Source organism: Streptomyces sp. NPDC037083 (assembly GCF_055606485.1).
Genome location: NZ_JBVJSQ010000003.1, coordinates 478032 through 496379 on the forward strand (window position 1 = coordinate 478032; position 18348 = coordinate 496379).

Here is an 18348-nt window from a genome sequence, read left to right on the forward strand (position 1 = left end):
GGTCCCCGATGTTCCGCAAGGTGCTGGTCGCCAACCGTGGTGAGATCGCGATCCGTGCGTTTCGCGCCGGCTATGAGCTGGGCGCGCGCACGGTCGCCGTCTTCCCGCACGAGGACCGCAACTCACTCCACCGGCTGAAGGCCGACGAGGCCTACCAGATCGGCGAGCCCGGGCACCCGGTGCGCGCCTATCTCTCCGTCGAGGAGATCGTCGCCGCCGCGCAGCGCGCGGGCGCCGACGCCGTCTACCCGGGCTACGGGTTCCTCTCCGAGAACCCCGAACTCGCGCGCGCCTGCGAGGAGGCCGGCATCACCTTCGTGGGGCCGGACGCCCGCACCCTCGAACTGACCGGCAACAAGGCCAGCGCGGTGGCGGCCGCCCGCGCGGCGGGCGTCCCGGTGCTCGGTTCCTCCGCGCCCTCGAACGACGTCGACGAACTGGTCCGGGCCGCCGAGGAGATCGGCTTCCCCGTGTTCGTGAAGGCGGTCGCCGGCGGCGGCGGGCGCGGCATGCGCCGCGTCGAGGACCCCGCCACCCTGCGCGAGTCCATCGAAGCGGCGTCCCGCGAGGCGGCCTCCGCGTTCGGCGACCCCACCGTCTTCCTGGAGAAGGCCGTCGTCGACCCCCGCCACATCGAGGTGCAGATCCTCGCCGACGGCGCGGGCAACGTCATCCACCTCTTCGAGCGCGACTGCTCGGTCCAGCGCCGCCACCAGAAGGTCATCGAGCTGGCCCCCGCGCCCAACCTCGACCCGGAGCTGCGCGACCGCATCTGCGCCGACGCGGTCCGCTTCGCCCAGGAGATCGGCTACCGCAACGCCGGCACCGTCGAGTTCCTCCTCGACCCCGCCGGCAACCACGTCTTCATCGAGATGAACCCGCGCATCCAGGTCGAGCACACGGTGACCGAGGAGGTCACCGACGTCGACCTGGTCCAGGCCCAGCTGCGCATCGCCTCCGGCGAGACCCTCGCCGACCTCGGCCTGTCGCAGGAGACGATCACCCTGCGCGGCGCGGCACTGCAGTGCCGCATCACCACCGAGGACCCCGCCAACGGCTTCCGCCCCGACACCGGCCGCATCAGCGCCTACCGCTCCCCGGGTGGTTCGGGCATCCGCCTCGACGGCGGCACCACGCACGCGGGCACCGAGATCAGCGCCCACTTCGACTCGATGCTCGTCAAGCTCACCTGCCGGGGCCGGGACTTCCAGACCGCGATCGGACGGGCCCGGCGCGCGGTGGCCGAGTTCCGCATCCGCGGTGTGGCCACCAACATCCCGTTCCTGCAGGCGGTCCTGGACGACGCGGACTTCCAGGCCGGACGCGTCACCACGTCGTTCATCGAACAGCGCCCGCACCTGCTCACCGCGCGGTCCTCGGCGGACCGCGGCACCAAGCTGCTGACCTACCTCGCCGACGTCACCGTCAACAAGCCGCACGGCGAGCGCCCGGAACTGATCGACCCGACGGCCAAGCTGCCGGCGACGCCCGACGGCGAGCCGCCCGCGGGCTCCCGCCAGCGCCTGATCCACCTCGGCCCCGAGGGCTTCGCCCGCTGGCTGCGCGAGTCGCCGACCATCGGCGTCACCGACACCACCTTCCGCGACGCCCACCAGTCCCTCCTCGCCACCCGGGTGCGCACCAAGGACCTCCTCGCCTCGGCCCCCCTGGTCGCCCGCACCCTGCCCCAGCTGCTGTCCCTGGAGTGCTGGGGCGGCGCCACCTACGACGTCGCCCTGCGCTTCCTCGCCGAGGACCCCTGGGAGCGGCTCGCGGCCCTGCGCGAGGCCGTCCCCAACATCTGCCTGCAGATGCTCCTGCGCGGCCGCAACACCGTGGGCTACACGCCGTACCCGACCGAGGTCACCGACGCGTTCGTGCAGGAGGCCGCGGCCACCGGCATCGACGTCTTCCGCATCTTCGACGCCCTCAACGACGTCGGCCAGATGCGCCCCGCCATCGACGCCGTACGGGAGACGGGCACGGCGGTGGCCGAGGTCGCCCTCTGCTACACCTCGGACCTGTCCGACCCGAACGAGCGCCTCTACACCCTCGACTACTACCTGCGGCTCGCCGAGCAGATCGTCGAGGCCGGGGCGCACGTCCTCGCCGTCAAGGACATGGCCGGGCTGCTGCGCGCCCCGGCCGCCGCGAAGCTGGTGTCCGCGCTGCGCCGGGAGTTCGAGCTGCCGGTGCACCTGCACACCCACGACACCGCGGGCGGCCAGCTCGCCACCTACCTGGCCGCGATCCAGGCGGGCGCGGACGCCGTCGACGGCGCCGTGGCCTCCATGGCGGGGACCACCTCGCAGCCCTCGCTGTCGGCGATCGTCGCCGCGACCGACCACTCCGAGCGGCCCACCGGCCTCGACCTCCAGGCCGTCGGCGACCTGGAGCCGTACTGGGAGGGCGTCCGCAGGATCTACGCCCCCTTCGAGGCGGGCCTCGCCTCCCCGACCGGGCGCGTCTACCACCACGAGATCCCCGGCGGACAGCTCTCCAACCTGCGCACCCAGGCCGTCGCGCTCGGCCTCGGCGACCGCTTCGAGGACATCGAGGCGATGTACGCCGCCGCCGACCGCATCCTCGGCCACCTGGTCAAGGTCACCCCGTCCTCCAAGGTCGTCGGCGACCTCGCGCTGCACCTCGTCGGCGCCGGAGTGTCCCCCGAGGACTTCGAGGCCACGCCCGACCGGTACGACATCCCCGACTCCGTCATCGGCTTCCTGCGCGGCGAACTCGGCACCCCGCCCGGCGGCTGGCCCGAGCCGTTCCGCAGCAAGGCGCTGCAGGGCCGCGCGGAGGCCAAGCCGGTCCAGGAACTGAGCACCGAGGACCGCGAGGGACTGGAGAAGACCCGCCGCACCACGCTCAACCGGCTGCTCTTCCCCGGCCCGACCCGCGACTTCGAGACCCACCGCCAGGCCTACGGCGACACCAGCGTGCTCGACAGCAAGGACTTCTTCTACGGCCTGCGCCCGGGCAAGGAGTACGCCGTCGACCTCGAGCCGGGCGTCCGGCTGCTGATCGAGCTTCAGGCCGTCGGCGAGGCCGACGAGCGGGGCATGCGCACCGTCATGTCGTCCCTGAACGGCCAGATGCGGCCCATCCAGGTACGCGACAAGGCGGCGGCCTCCGACGTCCCGGTCACCGAGAAGGCCGACCGGGGCAACGCCGGGCATGTCGCCGCCCCGTTCGCCGGGGTGGTCACCCTGGCGGTCGCCGAGGGCGACGAGGTGGAGGTCGGCGCGACGATCGCCACCATCGAGGCGATGAAGATGGAGGCCACCATCACCGCGCCGAAGGCCGGCACGGTGGCGCGGCTGGCCATCAACCGCATCCAGCAGGTGGAGGGCGGCGACCTGCTGGTCGTCGTGGAGTGAGCCCGGACGCCGCCGGCGGTCACCCGCCGGCGGCGAAGGCCCGCGCCCTCTCCTAGTCCTGGCCTCCCCTCCGTGCTCCCCTTCGTCCTCGTCCGGTTCCGGCCTGCCGGTCACGTCGGCCTTCACACCGTCCGGTTCGACGCCCGTGCGCCGCGCTTTTCACCGCCCCCGCCGACGGCCCCGGCGCGATGTGCCCGTCGGGGCAGCGGGTCTGCCCTCACGGCCGGTGACGTGCGGGCGGCCGGCGGCTAGCCTCCGCCCGTGGACAACAGCACCTCTGAGCAGTGGTCGTCGACCCGTCGTCGGGACCGCGCCGCGTGAGCGACGAGCAGACCGTCGAGACACCTCCGCAGCAGACTCCCGCCGCCCCGCGCCCGCAACCCCCGCCCGCGCGCCGACGGGGCCCGGGCCTCTTCACCGTTGTGGTCCTCCCCGGACTGCTCACGCTCTCCGCCGTCGCCGGGGTCCTCGCACTGACCGGCGGGTTCCCCGACGACTGGACGGAGCAGGAGAACACCCAGGAGACAGGCGCCGGAGGCGTGAACGCGACCTACGGCCCCTGGCTGCGCAAGTCGGCCGAGGCCTGCACGGTCGTCACCCCGTCCGTTCTCGCCGCCCAGATCGACCAGCTCACCGGCTTCACCGACGACGGCGCCACCGCCGGCGCGCAGGGCATCGCCGCCTTCACCCCCGCCGGCTGGCGGACCTGGGGCAAGGACGACGACGGCAACGGGCGTTCCTCGCCGCACGATCCGGCCGACGCCATCATGGCCCTCGGCCGTCAGGACTGCTCCCTGGCCCGGAAGATCACCGAGCTGAGAACGGACGGCGCCGTCAACGGGGACCTCGTGGACCTCACCCTCGCCGCGTACGCGGTCGGCACGGACGACGTGGCCGAGGCGGGCAGGGTTCCCGCCGAGGCGACGACGTACGTCGGCGAGGTGAGATCCCGGCTCGCGACCTACGCGGACTTCGACAAGGAGGACGCGAGCGGCATCGCCCCGGCGAACGCCATCCTCGCCCCGCCCACCGCGACCCTCACCGTCACCTCCCCCTACGGCTCCCGCAAGCACCCCCTCACCGGCGTCACCAAGCTCCACACCGGGGTGGACTTCGGCGCGCCCCAGGGCGCCCAGGTGTCCGCGGCCCGCGACGGCCGCGTCGTGTTCGCGGCCATGACCAGGGCGTACGGCAACCGCGTCGTCGTCGACCACGGCCTCATCGACGGCAAACGCCTGGAGACGACGTACAGCCATCTCTCCGCCCTGGAGGTCACCGTCGGACAGGCCGTGCGGACCGGCGACCCGATCGGCCGGGTCGGCTCCACCGGCCTGTCCACCGGCCCCCACCTGCACTTCGAGGTGATCTACGACGGCTACTACGCCGACCCCCAGCCCTGGCTGGCGCCGAACGGCTGAGCACGGACGACCGGCCGGCGGGCGGCTCGGCAGGCAACGGCCGGGCACCGGACGGCTCGGCGCCGGACGGGAACAGCTCAGGGCGTGGGGGAGCGGGACCGACCGCACGACAGGGTCACGTCGCGCGGGGTGCCGCCATGAGCCCTGTATGCGCCCCCGCGTGCCTGGGCAGAATCCGTTCTGCCATTGATCATGCGGGGAGCGAGGGACACGGTCCCCCACAACTTCCAGGGAAGGCAGGTCGGTTGTCGTGCAGTTGCGTCTTCCCTCCTCCATATCCGAGGCACGGCGCTGTCTGGCCGAGGGAGCGGTGCCGATCGGCGGCGCCACCCTGGTGTGGGCCGGCTGGCAGCGGGACGGCTTCCCCGAGCAGGCCGTGTCGCTGCGCAACCTGCCCGAGGCCACCAGGGTCGCCCCTGGGGAACTGGGCGGGGCCGTGCTGCTGCACCGCGTCGACGCGACCGTGCCCGAAGTGCTGCACCGGGCGGCCTCCCAGGTGGGCACCGGCGCGGTGCGCCGGGCCGCCACGGTCGGCGGCAACATCGTCGGCAGCACCCTGCGCTGCCTGCTGCCGGCGGCGCTCGTCCTCGACGCCCGGGCCACCGTCCTGGAACCCGAGGGGGTCCGCGAGACCGACCTGGCCGAGCTGCTGGCGAAGCGTCATGTGCTGCTCGCCCTGCGCTGGCACACCCCCCTGGCCAGCGGATACCGCAAGCTCGAGGGCGAGGCGGGCGGCCCGCCGCCCCACGTCGTGGCGGTGGCGGTGCACGCGGAGGGCGACGCTCCCGGCCGGCTGCGGGTGGCCGTGCGCGACGGCTACGAGGTGCTCAGCGAGAGCACGCCGTACCACGCCGACGCCGAGCAGGTCCTCCAGGCCCTCGCGGGCACCGACCTGGCCGGTCTGCCCGCGCACGCCCGGGACGCGCTCCGCGGCGAGGTCACCGACGTGCTGGCCCGCGCCGCCGGAGCGTGAGGACGGGCCGCCGGACGCCTCGGCTCACGTCTCCCGCACGGGCGCGTACGCCTCCGGCGCCAGCCCGAACGTCCAGGCGACGCCCGCCCGTGCCGTACGGGTCGACGGCGGTACCCGCAGCCAGTAGGTGCGCCGTGTACCGTCCGGCTCCGGTGTGGAGTTGAGGACCTCGACCATGACGACGGCCTCGTCGTCGTCCAGATCGATGCGCCACAGCGTGCCCGTCTCGTCCCGGTGGACGGGGCGGGCGCCGGAGTCCGCCAGATAACGGTCGTACCCGTAGTACTCCAGCATGACGCGGCGCAGTTCCGCGTTCTCCTCGGCCCGGATCCGCTCGGGAGTGAGCTGGGGCAGCTCCGCGAGGAAGCCGGCCGGCACCGGCATCCCGCGCCAGGCGTGCAGGGCGAAACCGTCGGGGTACGCGAGCGCCGGACCGTCACCGTGGTCGAGCCGCCCCGCCTCGTCGCGGTGCAGGGCGACGGGCCGTTCGCACACCACGGCCACCCGCGCGAACGGCCACCACCAGCCGGCGCTGCGGCTCACCGCAGCCAGACCTTCGAGCGGGCCCCGGTCGGTGGGGAACGCGGCGAGCCACGGCGCGTCGTGCTGACCGAGCACGGCGTCCAGCAGCACCAGACGGACCCGCGCGGCCTCCAGTCCCGTGTCCGTTCCGGTCAGCTCCTCCAGCACCCCGGCCCTGATCCGGTCGACGAGCGCCTGCGTCGAGGCCCACAGCCGGCCGCCGGTCGCCGCCCAGTGCTCCGCCCAGCCCGCCGCGCCCAACTCCGTGTGCAGCCGCCGCCGTTCACGTGCCCAGGGGAGGCTGCGGACCGCATCGCGCACACTGGGGCCCGGCTCCGCCAACGCCCGGACCAGCGTCACCGCCTCGCGCGGCGAACCGGCCCACACCACCTCCTGCGGCTCCTCGAGCCCCGCCTGCCGGTAGGCCAGGCGGACCCCCGCCTCGGCGGCGGCGCGGTCGGCCGCGGCGACGGCCGACGCGCACGCGCGCCAGGCCCGGACGCTCTCCTCCCACGAGACCGCGCTCTCCTGCAGGTCCATCGTCGTCATCCGTCCCTCGCCCGCCTTCGGTTCAGTCCGCCACGATCCGCACGGACCCCGGCACGTACTCCCGCTGCCGGATCACCCGGTACCACCCCTTGGGCAGCGCGATCGCCGCGTGCTCCTCGTGCACCACCCGGCCGCCCTGGGGCAGATGCAGCAGCAGCGGACCGAACGGCCCCGGCTCCCGCACCAGATCCCCCGGTCCGACGACGGCGTGGGCGTGCCCGGTGACCTCGCCCAGCGCCAGCACCAGCCGGCCCCGGGCGTCCCGCCGCTCCCTCGGCGCCGCGGCCACATGCGGCGGCACCGCCTCCCGCGTGACGGGCACGATCAGCACGTCTCCCTGCCGGTACACGGCTCTCCCCTCCCCGCCGGGTGCACCGCGCACCGGCCCCATGACCACGACCGTACGGGCCGCCACTGACAACGCCCCCGAACGGAGGCCCCGCCGAGCAGGGTTGTCAGTGCCTGTTGGTAGAACTGCGGAACCATCACGGACCGCACACCTTTCCTCCTCGGGAGCAGCCGTATGACCATCGGCCACCACCTCGACGCGCTGCACGGGCTGCCCGCCTGCACCTTTCCCGGCGCCGAGCACAAGCCCCGGCCGGTCGAACCGGACGCCGTCGCCTGGCGCGTCAGCAGCGACGTCTACGACGCGAACGAGAACTGGACGGACGCGTTCGCCCGCTTCTGCTCCGCCGTCGACACCACCCGCGTCCAGGCTCTGATCGTCGGCGCCTGGGAGGAGGCCTACGACACGGACCCCACCCCCGTCATCGAGGCGCTGACCGCCGCACGGGACCGGTTCCCCGCGCTGCGGGCGGTGTTCCTCGGCGACATGGTGATGGAGGAGTGCGAGATCTCCTGGATCAACCAGACCGACGTCACCCCGCTCCTGGCCGCCTATCCCCGGCTGGAGGAGCTCGGCGTGCGCGGCGGATCGGGGCTGGCGTTCCCCGCCCTGAGCCACGGCGCGCTGCGCAGGCTCGTGATCGAGGCCGGCGGCCTGCCCGCGGAGGTCGTGCGCGGGGTCGGCGGCAGCGACCTGCCCGCGCTGACCCACCTCGACCTGTGGCTGGGCACCCCCGACTACGGCGGCGACAGCGAGGCCACAGACCTGGAGCCGATCCTGTCCGGCGCCCGGCTGCCGAGCCTGCGCCATCTGGGGCTGCGCAACAGCGAGATGCAGGACGCGGTGGCCGCAGCGGTCGCGTCCGCCCCCGTGGTGGCCCGTCTGGAGGTGCTGGACCTCTCCATGGGCGTCCTGACCGACGAGGGCGCCGCCGCGCTGCTCGGCGGGCAGCCGCTCACCCACCTCAAGAAGCTCGACCTGCACCACCACTACCTGAGCGAGCCCCTCGTGGAGCGGGTCCGGCAGACGCTGGAAGGCGCCGGCGTCGAGGTCGACCTCGACCGTGGCGACGCCGAGGAGGACTCGGACGACGACGGCACGGTGTGGCGCTATGTCGCCGTGGGGGAGTGACCGGGGGCCGCGCCTGGCGGTGGTCGGCAATCCCGAGAACCGCCGGGTCGCCCTGTTCGAGGACGCCGTGCGCGCGGCCGGCCTGCCCGCCCCGAGGGTCGTCGCCTGGACGGACGTGCTCCGCCGCGGGGGAGCCGACTTCGCCGACGACGAGACCGTCCGGATCGACTCACCCGGCGAGAACCCGGAGGTCGACCGGCTGTTGCGGGGCGTCCAGGACCCCACCGGCGTCGAGGGCTCGGCCCGCTGGTACGCCCGCTTCACCGCCGCGGTGCGCGCACTGCACGGCGGGGTCCGCCTGAACGACCCCGACGACCTCGCCGTGCTGTTCGACAAACGGCTCTGTCACGGCGTCCTCGACGCGGCGGGCGTGCCGGTTCCCGCGTCACCCACGTCGGGCCCGCGGGGCATCCCGGTGCGCGGCTGGGACGACGTGCGCGCCGCGATGCGCGAGCACCGGATGCCCCGGCTCTTCGTGAAGCCCGCCCACGGCTCCTCCGCCTCGGGCGTCCTCGCCGTCGAGTCGGGCGGCGGCGGCCGCATCAGAGCCACCACCTCCGTCGAACTCGCCGCCGACGGCCGCCTGTACAACTCCCTGAGAGTGCGCCGCTACGAACGCGAGCAGGACATCGCGGCCATCGTCGACGCGCTCGCCCCGGACGGGCTGCACCTCGAACGCTGGCTGCCGAAGGCGTCCCAGGAAGGCAGGGCGGCCGACCTCAGGGTCGTGGTCGTGGCCGGCCGTGCCACCCACGCGGTGGTCCGCACCAGCCGCTCGCCCCTGACCAACCTTCACCTCGGCGGCCGCCGGGGCGACCTGGCGGCCGCACGGCTGGCCGTCGAGGCGGCCGGCGCCCGCTGGGCCGACGTGCTGGGCGTGTGCGAGCGGGCCGCGGCCTGCTTCCCGCGCACCCTGTGCGTCGGCGTCGACCTGCTGCCGGCCGTGGGCTGGCGCAGAGCCGCGGTCGGGGAGGTCAACGCCTTCGGCGACCTGCTGCCCCGGCTCACCGGCCTGCCCGGCAGCGGCGCCGAGGGCCTCGACACGTACGGGGCCCAAGTGGCCGCCGTCCTGCGTGACTTCGCACCGCACAGAACAGGAACACCGCATGCCTGAACCGGACGCCGACGAGCCGCACCCGAACGGGCCCGCCCTGCACGAGCCGGACATGAAGGGGATCGTGGGCAGTCACGACCTCCTCCTCGTCACCCTCGACACCCTGCGCCACGACGTCGCCGTCGAGCTGGCGGCGGCGGGCCGCATCCCGAACCTGGCCCGTCATCTGCCCGGCGGCCGCTGGGAGGAGCGGCACGCCCCGGGCAGCTTCACCTACGCCTCCCACCAGGCGATCTTCGCGGGCTTCCTGCCGACCCCGGCCGCTCCCGGACCGCACCCGCGACTGTTCGCGGCGAGCTTCGCGGGCAGCGAGACCACCGCGGACGGAACCTACGTCTACGACGCCCCCGACCTCGTCTCCGGCCTGGCCGAGGACGGCTACCACACCGTCTGCATCGGGGGAGTGGGCTTCTTCAACAAACAGGGCCCCCTGGGCTCGGTGCTGCCCGGCCTCTTCCACGAGTCCCACTGGACACCGGAGTTCGGCGTCACCTCCCCGCACTCGTTCGAGAACCAGATCCAGTGCGCCGAGGACGTCGTACGGCGACTCCCCGACGAACAGCGGCTGTTCCTCTTCGTCAACGTCTCCGCCCTGCACCAGCCGAACTGGTTCCACCTGCCCGGCGCGACCCGCGAGGCGGGCGACAGCCGGGCGACGCACGCCGCCGCGCTGGAGTACGTGGACCGGCACATCGGACGGCTCTTCGCCGCCGCGAGCAGCAGGCGCCGCTGCTTCGCCATCGTCTGCTCCGACCACGGCACCGCCTACGGCGACGACGGCTACACCGGCCACCGCCTCGGCCACGAGTGCGTGTGGACCGTCCCTTACGCGCACTTCTTCCTCGAGCCTTCGAACGCCCCGGCGAAGCCCGCGAAGGACCACGTGAACGACCCCGCACCCCGCCCGACGGAGGACGCCCGATGACCACCGCCGAGCCGCTCACCGGCGTCAGCCCGTACCAGCACTACGTCTACGCCTACCCCCACAAGACGGCCTACCGTCCGCTCGCCGACCGCCCGCACCTGCGAGAGCTCTGGGCGGCCGAGCCGAAGGACGCCCTCTCCCTCTACCTGCACATACCGTTCTGCGAGGTCCGCTGCGGCTTCTGCAACCTCTTCACCCGCGTCGGCGCGCCCGACGGGCTGACCGGCGCCTACCTGGACGCCCTGGAGCGGCAGGCGACAGCCGTGCGGGAGGCGCTGGGGGAGTCGGACCGGGTCCGCTTCGCCACGGCGGCCTTCGGCGGCGGCACGCCCACCTTCCTGACCGCCGCCGAGCTGGAGCGCCTCTGCGACATAGCCGAGCACCGGATGGGCGCCGACCTGCGCGCGGTCCCGCTGTCGGTCGAGGCATCGCCCGCCACGGCAACCGCCGACCGCCTCGCCGTCCTCGCCGGCCGCGGCGCCACCCGCCTCAGCCTCGGGGTCCAGAGCTTCGTCGACACCGAGGCGCGTGCCGCCGTCCGCCCGCAGCGCCGCGCCGACGTCGAGGCGGCCCTCGGCCGCGTCCGGGACGCCCGCATCCCGGTCCTCAACATCGACCTGATCTACGGCATCGACGGCCAGAACGAGCACACCTGGCTGCGCTCCCTGGACGCGGCCCTGGCCTGGCGGCCCGAGGAGCTCTACCTCTACCCGCTCTACGTCCGCCCCCTCACCGGGCTCGACCGCCGCGGCCCCGGCCCGAAGCGGGCCGCCGGCCGGGATCCCGCCTGGGACGAGCAGCGACTGCGTCTGTACCGCGCGGGCCGCGACCACCTCCTCGCACGCGGCTACACCCAGCAGTCCATGCGCATGTTCCGGCGGGCCGACGCCCCACCACAGGGCGCCGACGACTACGCCTGCCAGACCGACGGAATGATCGGCCTCGGCTGCGGCGCCCGCTCCTACACGTCCGGCCTGCACTACTCCTTCGACTACGCCGTCGGGATGCACCAGATCCGCGGCATCGTCGACGACTACATCGCCGGCGGTCCGGACGACTTCGCCCACGCCCAGGTCGGCCACCGCATGAACCCCCGCGAGGCGCGCCGCCGCCACGTCCTGCAGTCCCTGCTGCAGGCCGAGGGCCTGTGCCTCGACGACTACCGTGCCCGCTTCGGCGGCGCGCCCGCCGACGACTTCGGCCCCGAACTCGAGCGCTTCGCCGACCGCGGCTGGCTGACCGACGCCGACCCTGCGCGCCTTCGCCTCACCCCCGAAGGGCTCGCCCACTCCGACGCCGTCGGCCCCGAGCTGTTCTCCCCGGCCGTGCGGAGCGCCATGGCCGCCTACGAGCGCAAGTGAGACGGCCGCCATGGATCTGACCCTGCTCTACCGCGGCCCGCTCGCCTCCTGCGACTACGACTGCCCCTACTGCCCGTTCGCCAAGCGACGCGACCCGGCCGACGCGCTGCGCGCCGACCGCGCCGCCCTGGAACGGTTCGCCGCATGGGCTGCCGACCGGACCGACGACCGGCTGTCGCTCCTCTTCACGCCCTGGGGCGAGGCCCTGGTCCGCTCCTGGTACCGGCGCACTCTGGCCGACCTCTCCCGTCTCCCGCACATCCGCCGGGTGGCCGTCCAGACCAACCTCAGCTGCCGCACCGACTGGCTCTCCGGGGCCGACCCCGCCACCCTGGCCCTGTGGTGCACGTACCACCCGGGCCAGACACCGTACGACCGCTTCCTGGCCAAGTGCCGCGATCTGACGGACCGGGGCGTCCGCTTCAGCGTCGGCGTCGTCGGCCTGCCCGAGCACCTCGAGGCGGCCCGTCGCCTGCGCGCGGACCTGCCCGAGCACGTCTACCTGTGGATCAACGCCGCCGAGGGCCATGTCTACGAGGACGCCGAGGCCGACCGGTGGACCGCACTGGACCCGCTGTTCCCCTACAGCCGCCACCCGCACACCAGCGCCGGACTGCCCTGCCGCACCGGCGAGTCCGTGATCTCGGTCGACGGGGACGGCACCGTCCGCCGCTGCCACTTCGTCCGTGCCGAACTCGGCAACCTCTACGACGGCTCGTACCGCGCCGCGCTGCGCCCCCGCCCCTGCCCGCTCGCCGTCTGCGACTGCCACATCGGATATGTGCACCTGGAGACGCTCCCGCTGTACGACGTCTTCGCGGGCGGCGTCCTGGAGCGCATCCCGGCGACCGCCCCCGCACAGCGCTCCGCCCGCATCACGACGATCGCGATGCGGGCGGAGACAGCCGACTAGCGGGCGCTACGGGGTCACGTCCGTGACCCTCCAGCGCTGGTTGGAACCGGAGTTGGCCAGCCAGGTCGTCACGGCCGCGCCCTCGTTCGTCGCCTGGCCGCCGACCTCCAGGAGACGTCCGGTGGCCACGTTGACCAGGGTCCACGTGCCGTCACCGGTGGTCGACATGATCCACTCGGTGGCGGGGTCCCGCTCGCCGGTGTCCGGCTCGACCACGGGCACGTTGTCCCGGACGGCGAGGCGCCTGCCCTCGGCCGGGTTGGCGAAGACGTAGTGCTGGCGGGCGCCCTTCTTGCCGTACCGAGCGTCCAGCTGCCACTTCTGCGCGGTGGTGCCGTTGGCCGAGCCGATGACCAGGTTCGTGCCGTTGGCGGCCACGGTCACCGCCTTGCCGCTCTGCACGCCGGTCAGCGTGTAGGAGTGACCCTTGCTGAACAGGCCCGCGTTCTTCGCCACGCCCGAGACGCCCTTGACGGCGAAGGAGGTCACGGACTGGGCGGGCACCGTGTAGGTGGCCCTGCCGTCGACGACCTTGACCGGGGCCTGCCGCTTCAGCTTGCCGTCGGCGCTGGTCACCGTCGGCGTCACGGTCGCGTTGCCCTTGACCGTGCGGAACTTGGACAGGTCGATGGTGACCGTGCGGGGCGCGGTGGTGGAGTTGACGTGGACGAGCGAGACGCCCTTGCCGTCCTTGGTCACGGCGGCGGCGCTGGAGGTGTCGTCCACCTTGATCAGCTTGTCGCCGGGCTTGATGAAGTGCGTGAAGTTGCGCGCCGTGTCGAACTTGGTGTTCGTGTGGATCGGGCACGACTGCAGGGTGTCGGACTTGGTGCAGCTGAACGGGAGCTGGATGGATCCCCAGTTGCCGCCCTTGGCGGACTCGCCGCCCGGCTTCATGTTGTCGTAGTCCTCGACCGGCTGCCAGAACACCCAGGCCGTCGGCTCCAGTTCGCGCAGGTCGTTCACCATCTGCTGGGCGAGCCCGAGACCCGGACGCATGTCGGTGAAGCTCTGCCCGTCGCCCCAGTCGCCCTCGACCTCGCTCATCCACAGCGGCTTGTGGGCGGCCTTGGCGAGGTCGCGCACGGTGGTGCGTTGCCCGGTGCCGTAGGTGTGGACGTTCATCTGGCCCACGAGGTCCCTGGAGGCCTGCGAGTAGGAGTTCCAGTTCGTCGCGAAGATGCCCGGGTTGGTCTCGTCCATCGCCGATATCTCGGCCTTGACCTTGGCCTTCTTCAATGCCGGCGCCAGCGCGGCGAGCACCTTCTGCTGGAGCTCGGGGCCTATGTGCGCGCCCTCCTGACGCCCGCCGACGGGCAGGCCGTCGGCGCCGAGGCGGGTGCTCCAGTAGCCGGTGTTGGGCTCGTTGAACGGGTCGATCGTGTCGACCTTGATGCCCTCGGCCTTCTCCAGCCGCTTCGTCGCACCCGCCAGGTAGGCGGCGAAGTCGTCGACCGAGTCGTTCCTGAGCTGGTCGGCGTTGGCGTTGAACCCGCCGGAGACGTATCCGCTCTCGGTCATGAACCACGGCGGGGAGTTGCTGAACGTCTCCCAGTGGTCGATGTCGTTCTTGATGCGCTCCACCCACCAGCGCTGGGTGGCGTCGGCGTTCTTGTTCCAGTCGGCCGGGTCGTCCGCGCTCCACCAGTCGGTGTCCTCGCGGGTGGTGCCCGCGGGCGCCTTCCACCAGCCCTCGACGGCGCCGCCGGCGCGCAGGTAGTCCTTGACGTCCGGAGCGTTGCCGCCGCCGATGTTGTAGCGGGCGATGTTCAGCGCGAGCCCGTCGTCGTCGAACAGCAGCTTGGCGAGCTTCTCGCGGATCGCCGGGGGATAGTCGCCGGTGGCGTTGGCGAACCAGACCAGGCTGGTGCCCCAGCCCTCGAACTTCTGCTGCTGGTACGAGGGGTCCGGCGTCACGGTGACAGCGGCCTCGGCGTGCGCCTGCACGGGGACGCTGAGCAGCGCGGCCCCGGTGGCCAGCGCGGTGAGTTCGGCGGCCCCGAGGGTTCGTCTGCTGCGGATACGGCGTGCCATCTGTGCTCCCAACTGCGGTGCGGTCGCTGTGGTGGGCCCCTTCCGCCGAGCGGGCGGAAGGGGATGGCCCCCGGCACGGGTCAGGCCGTGCCGGGGAGTCGTGGGGGTGCGGGCGGAGAGGTCAGACGGCGGGCCGGCGCAGCACGGCGACCTCACGCGGCCCGAGGACGAGGGAGCCCTCCGCGTCGCGGGCGCCGACCAGCGCCTCGCCGTCCAGGCCGGGCGCCGCCACCGTCTCGTCGGTCCGGTTGACCAGGAACAGGAACCGTTCCCCGGCGCCGCGCCGGACGGTCAGCTCGACCGATCCGCGCACCTGCGGGGGGAGTTCGCTGCGCACGCCGGCCGGTTCCAGCAGGCGCGGCAGCAGAGAGCGCAGCCCGTCGACGCCGAGCCGGGTGGAGACGTAGGAGGCGGAGCCGCCGCCCGTGGTCCGCCGGGTGACGGCGGGACGTCCGGCGTACACGCCGCCGCGGTAGCGCGTCAGGACCTCGGTGTCGCCGTCGACGACCGTGATCCGGTCGGTCCACAGGGTGCCCCAGGTGGAGTCGTCCAGCTCCACGCTCTCCCCGGCGAGCAGCGGGCCGAACTCCTCGATGCGGATGCCGAGCAGGTCGCGCAGCGCGCCGGGGTAGCCGCCGAGCCACACATGGTCGTTCTCGTCGACGATCCCGGAGAAGTACGTCGTGACGAGGTGACCGCCCTGCTCGGCGTAGCAGGTGAGCTCCTTGGCCAGCTCCGCGGGCACCACGTGCAGCACGGGCGCGACGAGGACCTGGTGACGGGAGAGGTCGGCGCGGGTGGTCACGAGGTCGGCGCGGACGCCGAGGGCGAGGAGCGCCGAGTACCAGTCGAGGGCCTCCTGCCGGTAGTCCAGCAGCGAGGTGGGGTGCGAGTCCTGCTCGCTGGCCCACCACGACTCCCAGTCGTAGAGGATGCCGACGGCCGCCGCCTCGCGTTCGGAACCCGCCACCGGGGCAAGGGCCTTGAGCGTGGCGCCGAGGCCCGCCACCGCGCGGAACAGGTCGCTGTCCGCACCGGCGTGCGGGACCATCGCCGAGTGGTACTTCTCGGCGCCGGCGGCCGACTGCCGCCACTGGAAGAAGCACACCGCGTCGGCTCCGTGCGCCACGTGCAGCAGCGAGTCACGGACCAGGTCGCCCGGCCGCTTCGCCACGTTGACGGCCTGCCAGTTGACGGCGCTGGTGGAGTGCTCCATCAGGAACCAGGGCCGGCCGTTCGCGATGCCGCTGACCAGGTTCGCGGAGAAGGACAGCTCGTCGCGGTCCTGCGGGCCGGGGTGGACGTAGTGGTCGTTGGAGACGAAGTCGATCTCGGCCGCCCAGTCCGGGTAGTTCATGCCCTTCGTGCCGCCCATCACCATGAAGTTGGTGGTGACCGGCACCCGGGGCGTGATCTCCCGCAGGATTTCGCGCTCCGCGACCAGGTGGTCCTTCAGCGCGTCGGAGGAGAACCGCTTGAAGTCCAGCTGCTGAGTGGGGTTCGGGTGGGAAGCTGCCAGCCGCGGCGGCAGGATCTGCTCCCAGTCGCTGTAGCGCTGCGACCAGAACGCGGTGCCCCAGGCGTGGTTGAGGGCGTCGAGGGTGCCGTAGCGGGCGCGCAGCCAGAGACGGAAGGCGCGGGCCGCGTCGTCGGAGTGGTCGTAGACGTTGTGGCAGCCCAGCTCGTTGGAGACGTGCCAGGCGACGAGGGCGGGATGGTCCTTGTACCGCTCGGCGAGCTTCCGGACCAGGCGCAGGGCGTGCTCGCGGAAGACGGGCGAGGTGGGCCGCCAGTGCTGGCGGGCGCCCGGCCAGAGCGTCTCGCCGTTCGCCGTGACCGGCAGGATCTCGGGGTGGGCGGTGGTGAGCCACGGCGGCGGGGAGGCGGTGGCCGTGGCCAGGTCGACGCCGATCCCGCCCGCGTGCAGCAGGTCCATGACCTCGTCGAGCCAGCCGAAGTCCCAGGTGTCCGGACCCGGTTGGATGCGGGCCCAGGAGAAGATCCCCACGGAGACGACGTTGACGCCGGCCTCCTGCATCAGGCGGACGTCCTCCTCCCACACGTCCCGGGGCCACTGCTCGGGGTTGTAGTCGGCGCCGTAGGCCAGACGCGGGGCGGGGTCACCGTCCGCCCCGCGCGGCATGCGGGAGTGGAGGGTGGAGATCATGGCGGTCCTTCCGAAGGTGGTGCACGGGGGCGGCGCGGCCCGGGTGCCGCGCCGCCCGGCGTCTACTGCGTGCCTGCTGCTTTCTCCGACTACTTCTCGATCGTGAAGCCCTGCTCCTCGCCGTACTTGATCGAGGCCTCCTGCCAGGACTTCAGGCCGTCCGCCAGCTTGGTGCCGGAGACGTAGGACTTGCCGACCGTGTCGTTGAAGATCGAGTTGGCGTACTGCTGGAAGGGCAGGTACGACCAGTCGTCGGCGACGTTTGCGGCGGACTCGGCGAAGATCTTGTTCGCCTCCTGTCCGCCGAAGTAGTCGAACTTGGTGTTCTGGAACTCGGGGGACTTCAGCTCCGCGACGGTCGCCGGGAAGGCGCCCTGCTTGACGCGGGTCTGCACGCCGTCACCGGAGTTGGCGTACTCGACGAAGGCGTAGGCGAGTTCCTTGTTCTTGCCCAGCGCGGGCAGCGCGAGCGAGCTGCCGCCGTTCTCCGCGCTCGCCTTGTCGCCCTTGGTCCAGGCCGGCATGGGGGCCGCGCGCCAGTCGCCCTTCGCGCCCGGCACGCCGGTCACGAAGTTGGCGGGCATCCAGGCGCCGGTGGTCAGGGTGGCGATGGTGCCGTCGCCGAGGCCCTTGTACCAGTCGTCGGTCCAGCCGTTGATGGGCGCGAGCAGCTTCTGGTCGATGAGCTTCTGCCAGGTGTCGGTGTACTTCTTGGCGCCCGCGTCCGCGAAGTCGATCTTCACCTTGGTGCCGTCGACCTTGTACGGACGGGAACCGGCCTGCCACAGCATGCTGGTGGTGAAGCCCGCGTCGCCGGCGTCGTTGGCGATGTAGACCTTCGGGTCGGCCTTGTGCAGCTTGGCCGCGGCGTCGACGTACTCGTCCCAGGTGGTCGGGACGGCGATCTTGTACTTGTCGAAGACCTTCTTGTTGTAGAACATCGCCATCGGGCCGGAGTCCATCGGCAGGCCGTAGACCTTGCCGCCGTCGCTCACGGCGTTCCACGGGCCGGGGGTGTACTTGGACGCCAGCTTGTCGGCGCCGAACGGGGCGAGGTCGCTGAGCCCCTTGGTGAGGGAGTACTGGCCCAGCGCGAAGTACTCGACCTGCGCGACGTCGGGCACGCCCTTGCCGGCGGATATGGCGTTCGACAGCGCGGTGTAGTGCTTGTCGCCCGACCGCTCGCTGACCAGGTTGATCTTGACCTTGGGGTACTTCTTCTCGAAGTCGGCGGCGACCGTCTTCAGCGTGGGCTCCCAGGCCCACACCGTGACGCTGCCGCCCTTCTTCAGGGCCGCCTGGATGTCCGAGGCCGAGACGGCCTTCTGGTCGGAGCTGTCGTCCGAGTCGCCGCAGGCGGTGGCGCCCAGGGCGAGGGTCGACAGGAGGGCGAGGCCGCGCAGCAGGCGGCTGGTCTTTCTGCGCATGAAGGTGCTTCCACTTCTTCGTGGGTGGGACAGGTGAGGGTGGGGGTTGCGCAAACGCGGGGCTGAACGTGGGGTTCGGGGG

Annotated in this window: 13 protein-coding genes; 8 read left to right on the plus strand and 5 right to left on the minus strand. The window is 72.7% G+C overall.

From position 1 onward, the window contains the following. Positions 1–8: 8 nt before the first annotated feature. From ACZ7DE_RS10710 to ACZ7DE_RS10720, 3 genes are all read left to right on the plus strand, one after another. On the plus strand, positions 9–3383 hold the full coding sequence (locus ACZ7DE_RS10710) for a pyruvate carboxylase (protein WP_470760088.1): 3375 nt from the start codon (positions 9–11) through the stop codon (positions 3381–3383). A 317-nt stretch (positions 3384–3700) separates the two neighbouring features. Then, positions 3701–4801 carry a peptidoglycan DD-metalloendopeptidase family protein gene (locus tag ACZ7DE_RS10715; RefSeq protein ID WP_470759508.1) on the plus strand — a complete coding sequence of 367 codons (1101 nt, stop codon included), beginning with the start codon at positions 3701–3703 and terminating at the stop codon, positions 4799–4801. A gap of 250 nt (positions 4802–5051) precedes the next feature. Beyond that, positions 5052–5774 carry an FAD binding domain-containing protein gene (locus ACZ7DE_RS10720; protein ID WP_470759510.1) on the plus strand — a complete coding sequence of 241 codons (723 nt, stop codon included), beginning with the start codon at positions 5052–5054 and terminating at the stop codon, positions 5772–5774. 24 nt (positions 5775–5798) lie between these two features. Here ACZ7DE_RS10720 and ACZ7DE_RS10725 read toward each other — a convergent pair whose 3' ends face one another. Together ACZ7DE_RS10725 and ACZ7DE_RS10730 are read right to left on the minus strand one after the other, a co-directional pair. Beyond that, on the minus strand, positions 5799–6845 hold the full coding sequence (locus ACZ7DE_RS10725; RefSeq protein WP_470759512.1) for a DUF6745 domain-containing protein: 1047 nt from the start codon (positions 6843–6845) through the stop codon (positions 5799–5801). A 22-nt stretch (positions 6846–6867) separates the two neighbouring features. Beyond that, positions 6868–7194, minus strand: coding sequence for a hypothetical protein (locus ACZ7DE_RS10730; RefSeq protein WP_470759514.1), 327 nt, complete (start codon positions 7192–7194; stop codon positions 6868–6870). 174 nt (positions 7195–7368) lie between these two features. On the opposite strand from ACZ7DE_RS10730, the gene ACZ7DE_RS10735 reads away from it, so the two are divergent. The 5 genes from ACZ7DE_RS10735 to ACZ7DE_RS10755 are packed head-to-tail and all read left to right on the plus strand — an operon-like array spanning position 7369 to position 12638. Next, entirely contained in the window at positions 7369–8325 is a 957-nt protein-coding gene (locus ACZ7DE_RS10735) for an STM4015 family protein (RefSeq protein ID WP_470759516.1), read from the plus strand. Next, a complete protein-coding gene (locus ACZ7DE_RS10740) occupies positions 8306–9439 on the plus strand; it encodes an STM4014 family protein (protein WP_470759518.1) in 1134 nt (377 codons plus the stop codon). The genes ACZ7DE_RS10735 and ACZ7DE_RS10740 overlap by 20 nt, the downstream gene beginning before the upstream one ends. A 52-nt stretch (positions 9440–9491) precedes the next feature. Continuing rightward, positions 9492–10364 (plus strand): STM4013/SEN3800 family hydrolase, encoded by an 873-nt coding sequence (locus tag ACZ7DE_RS10745; RefSeq protein WP_470760090.1) that lies wholly within the window; start codon positions 9492–9494, stop codon positions 10362–10364. Beyond that, positions 10361–11725, plus strand: a complete 1365-nt coding sequence (locus ACZ7DE_RS10750; protein ID WP_470759520.1) for an STM4012 family radical SAM protein — start codon at positions 10361–10363, stop codon at positions 11723–11725. The genes ACZ7DE_RS10745 and ACZ7DE_RS10750 overlap by 4 nt, the downstream gene beginning before the upstream one ends. Positions 11726–11735: 10 nt before the next feature. Next, a complete protein-coding gene (locus tag ACZ7DE_RS10755; protein ID WP_470759522.1) occupies positions 11736–12638 on the plus strand; it encodes an STM4011 family radical SAM protein in 903 nt (300 codons plus the stop codon). 6 nt (positions 12639–12644) lie between these two features. Here ACZ7DE_RS10755 and ACZ7DE_RS10760 read toward each other — a convergent pair whose 3' ends face one another. The 3 genes from ACZ7DE_RS10760 to ACZ7DE_RS10770 all read right to left on the minus strand — a co-directional run bounded on the left by ACZ7DE_RS10760 (position 12645) and on the right by ACZ7DE_RS10770 (position 18266). Further along, positions 12645–14672: an RICIN domain-containing protein gene (locus tag ACZ7DE_RS10760; protein WP_470759524.1), complete on the minus strand. Its 2028-nt coding sequence runs from the start codon at positions 14670–14672 to the stop codon at positions 12645–12647. Between the two features lie 121 nt (positions 14673–14793). Then, complete coding sequence (locus ACZ7DE_RS10765; protein ID WP_470759526.1) at positions 14794–16839, minus strand: beta-galactosidase; 2046 nt, start codon at positions 16837–16839, stop codon at positions 14794–14796. 89 nt (positions 16840–16928) lie between these two features. Next, on the minus strand, positions 16929–18266 hold the full coding sequence (locus tag ACZ7DE_RS10770; RefSeq protein ID WP_470759528.1) for an ABC transporter substrate-binding protein: 1338 nt from the start codon (positions 18264–18266) through the stop codon (positions 16929–16931). Between the last annotated feature and the right edge of the window lie 82 nt (positions 18267–18348).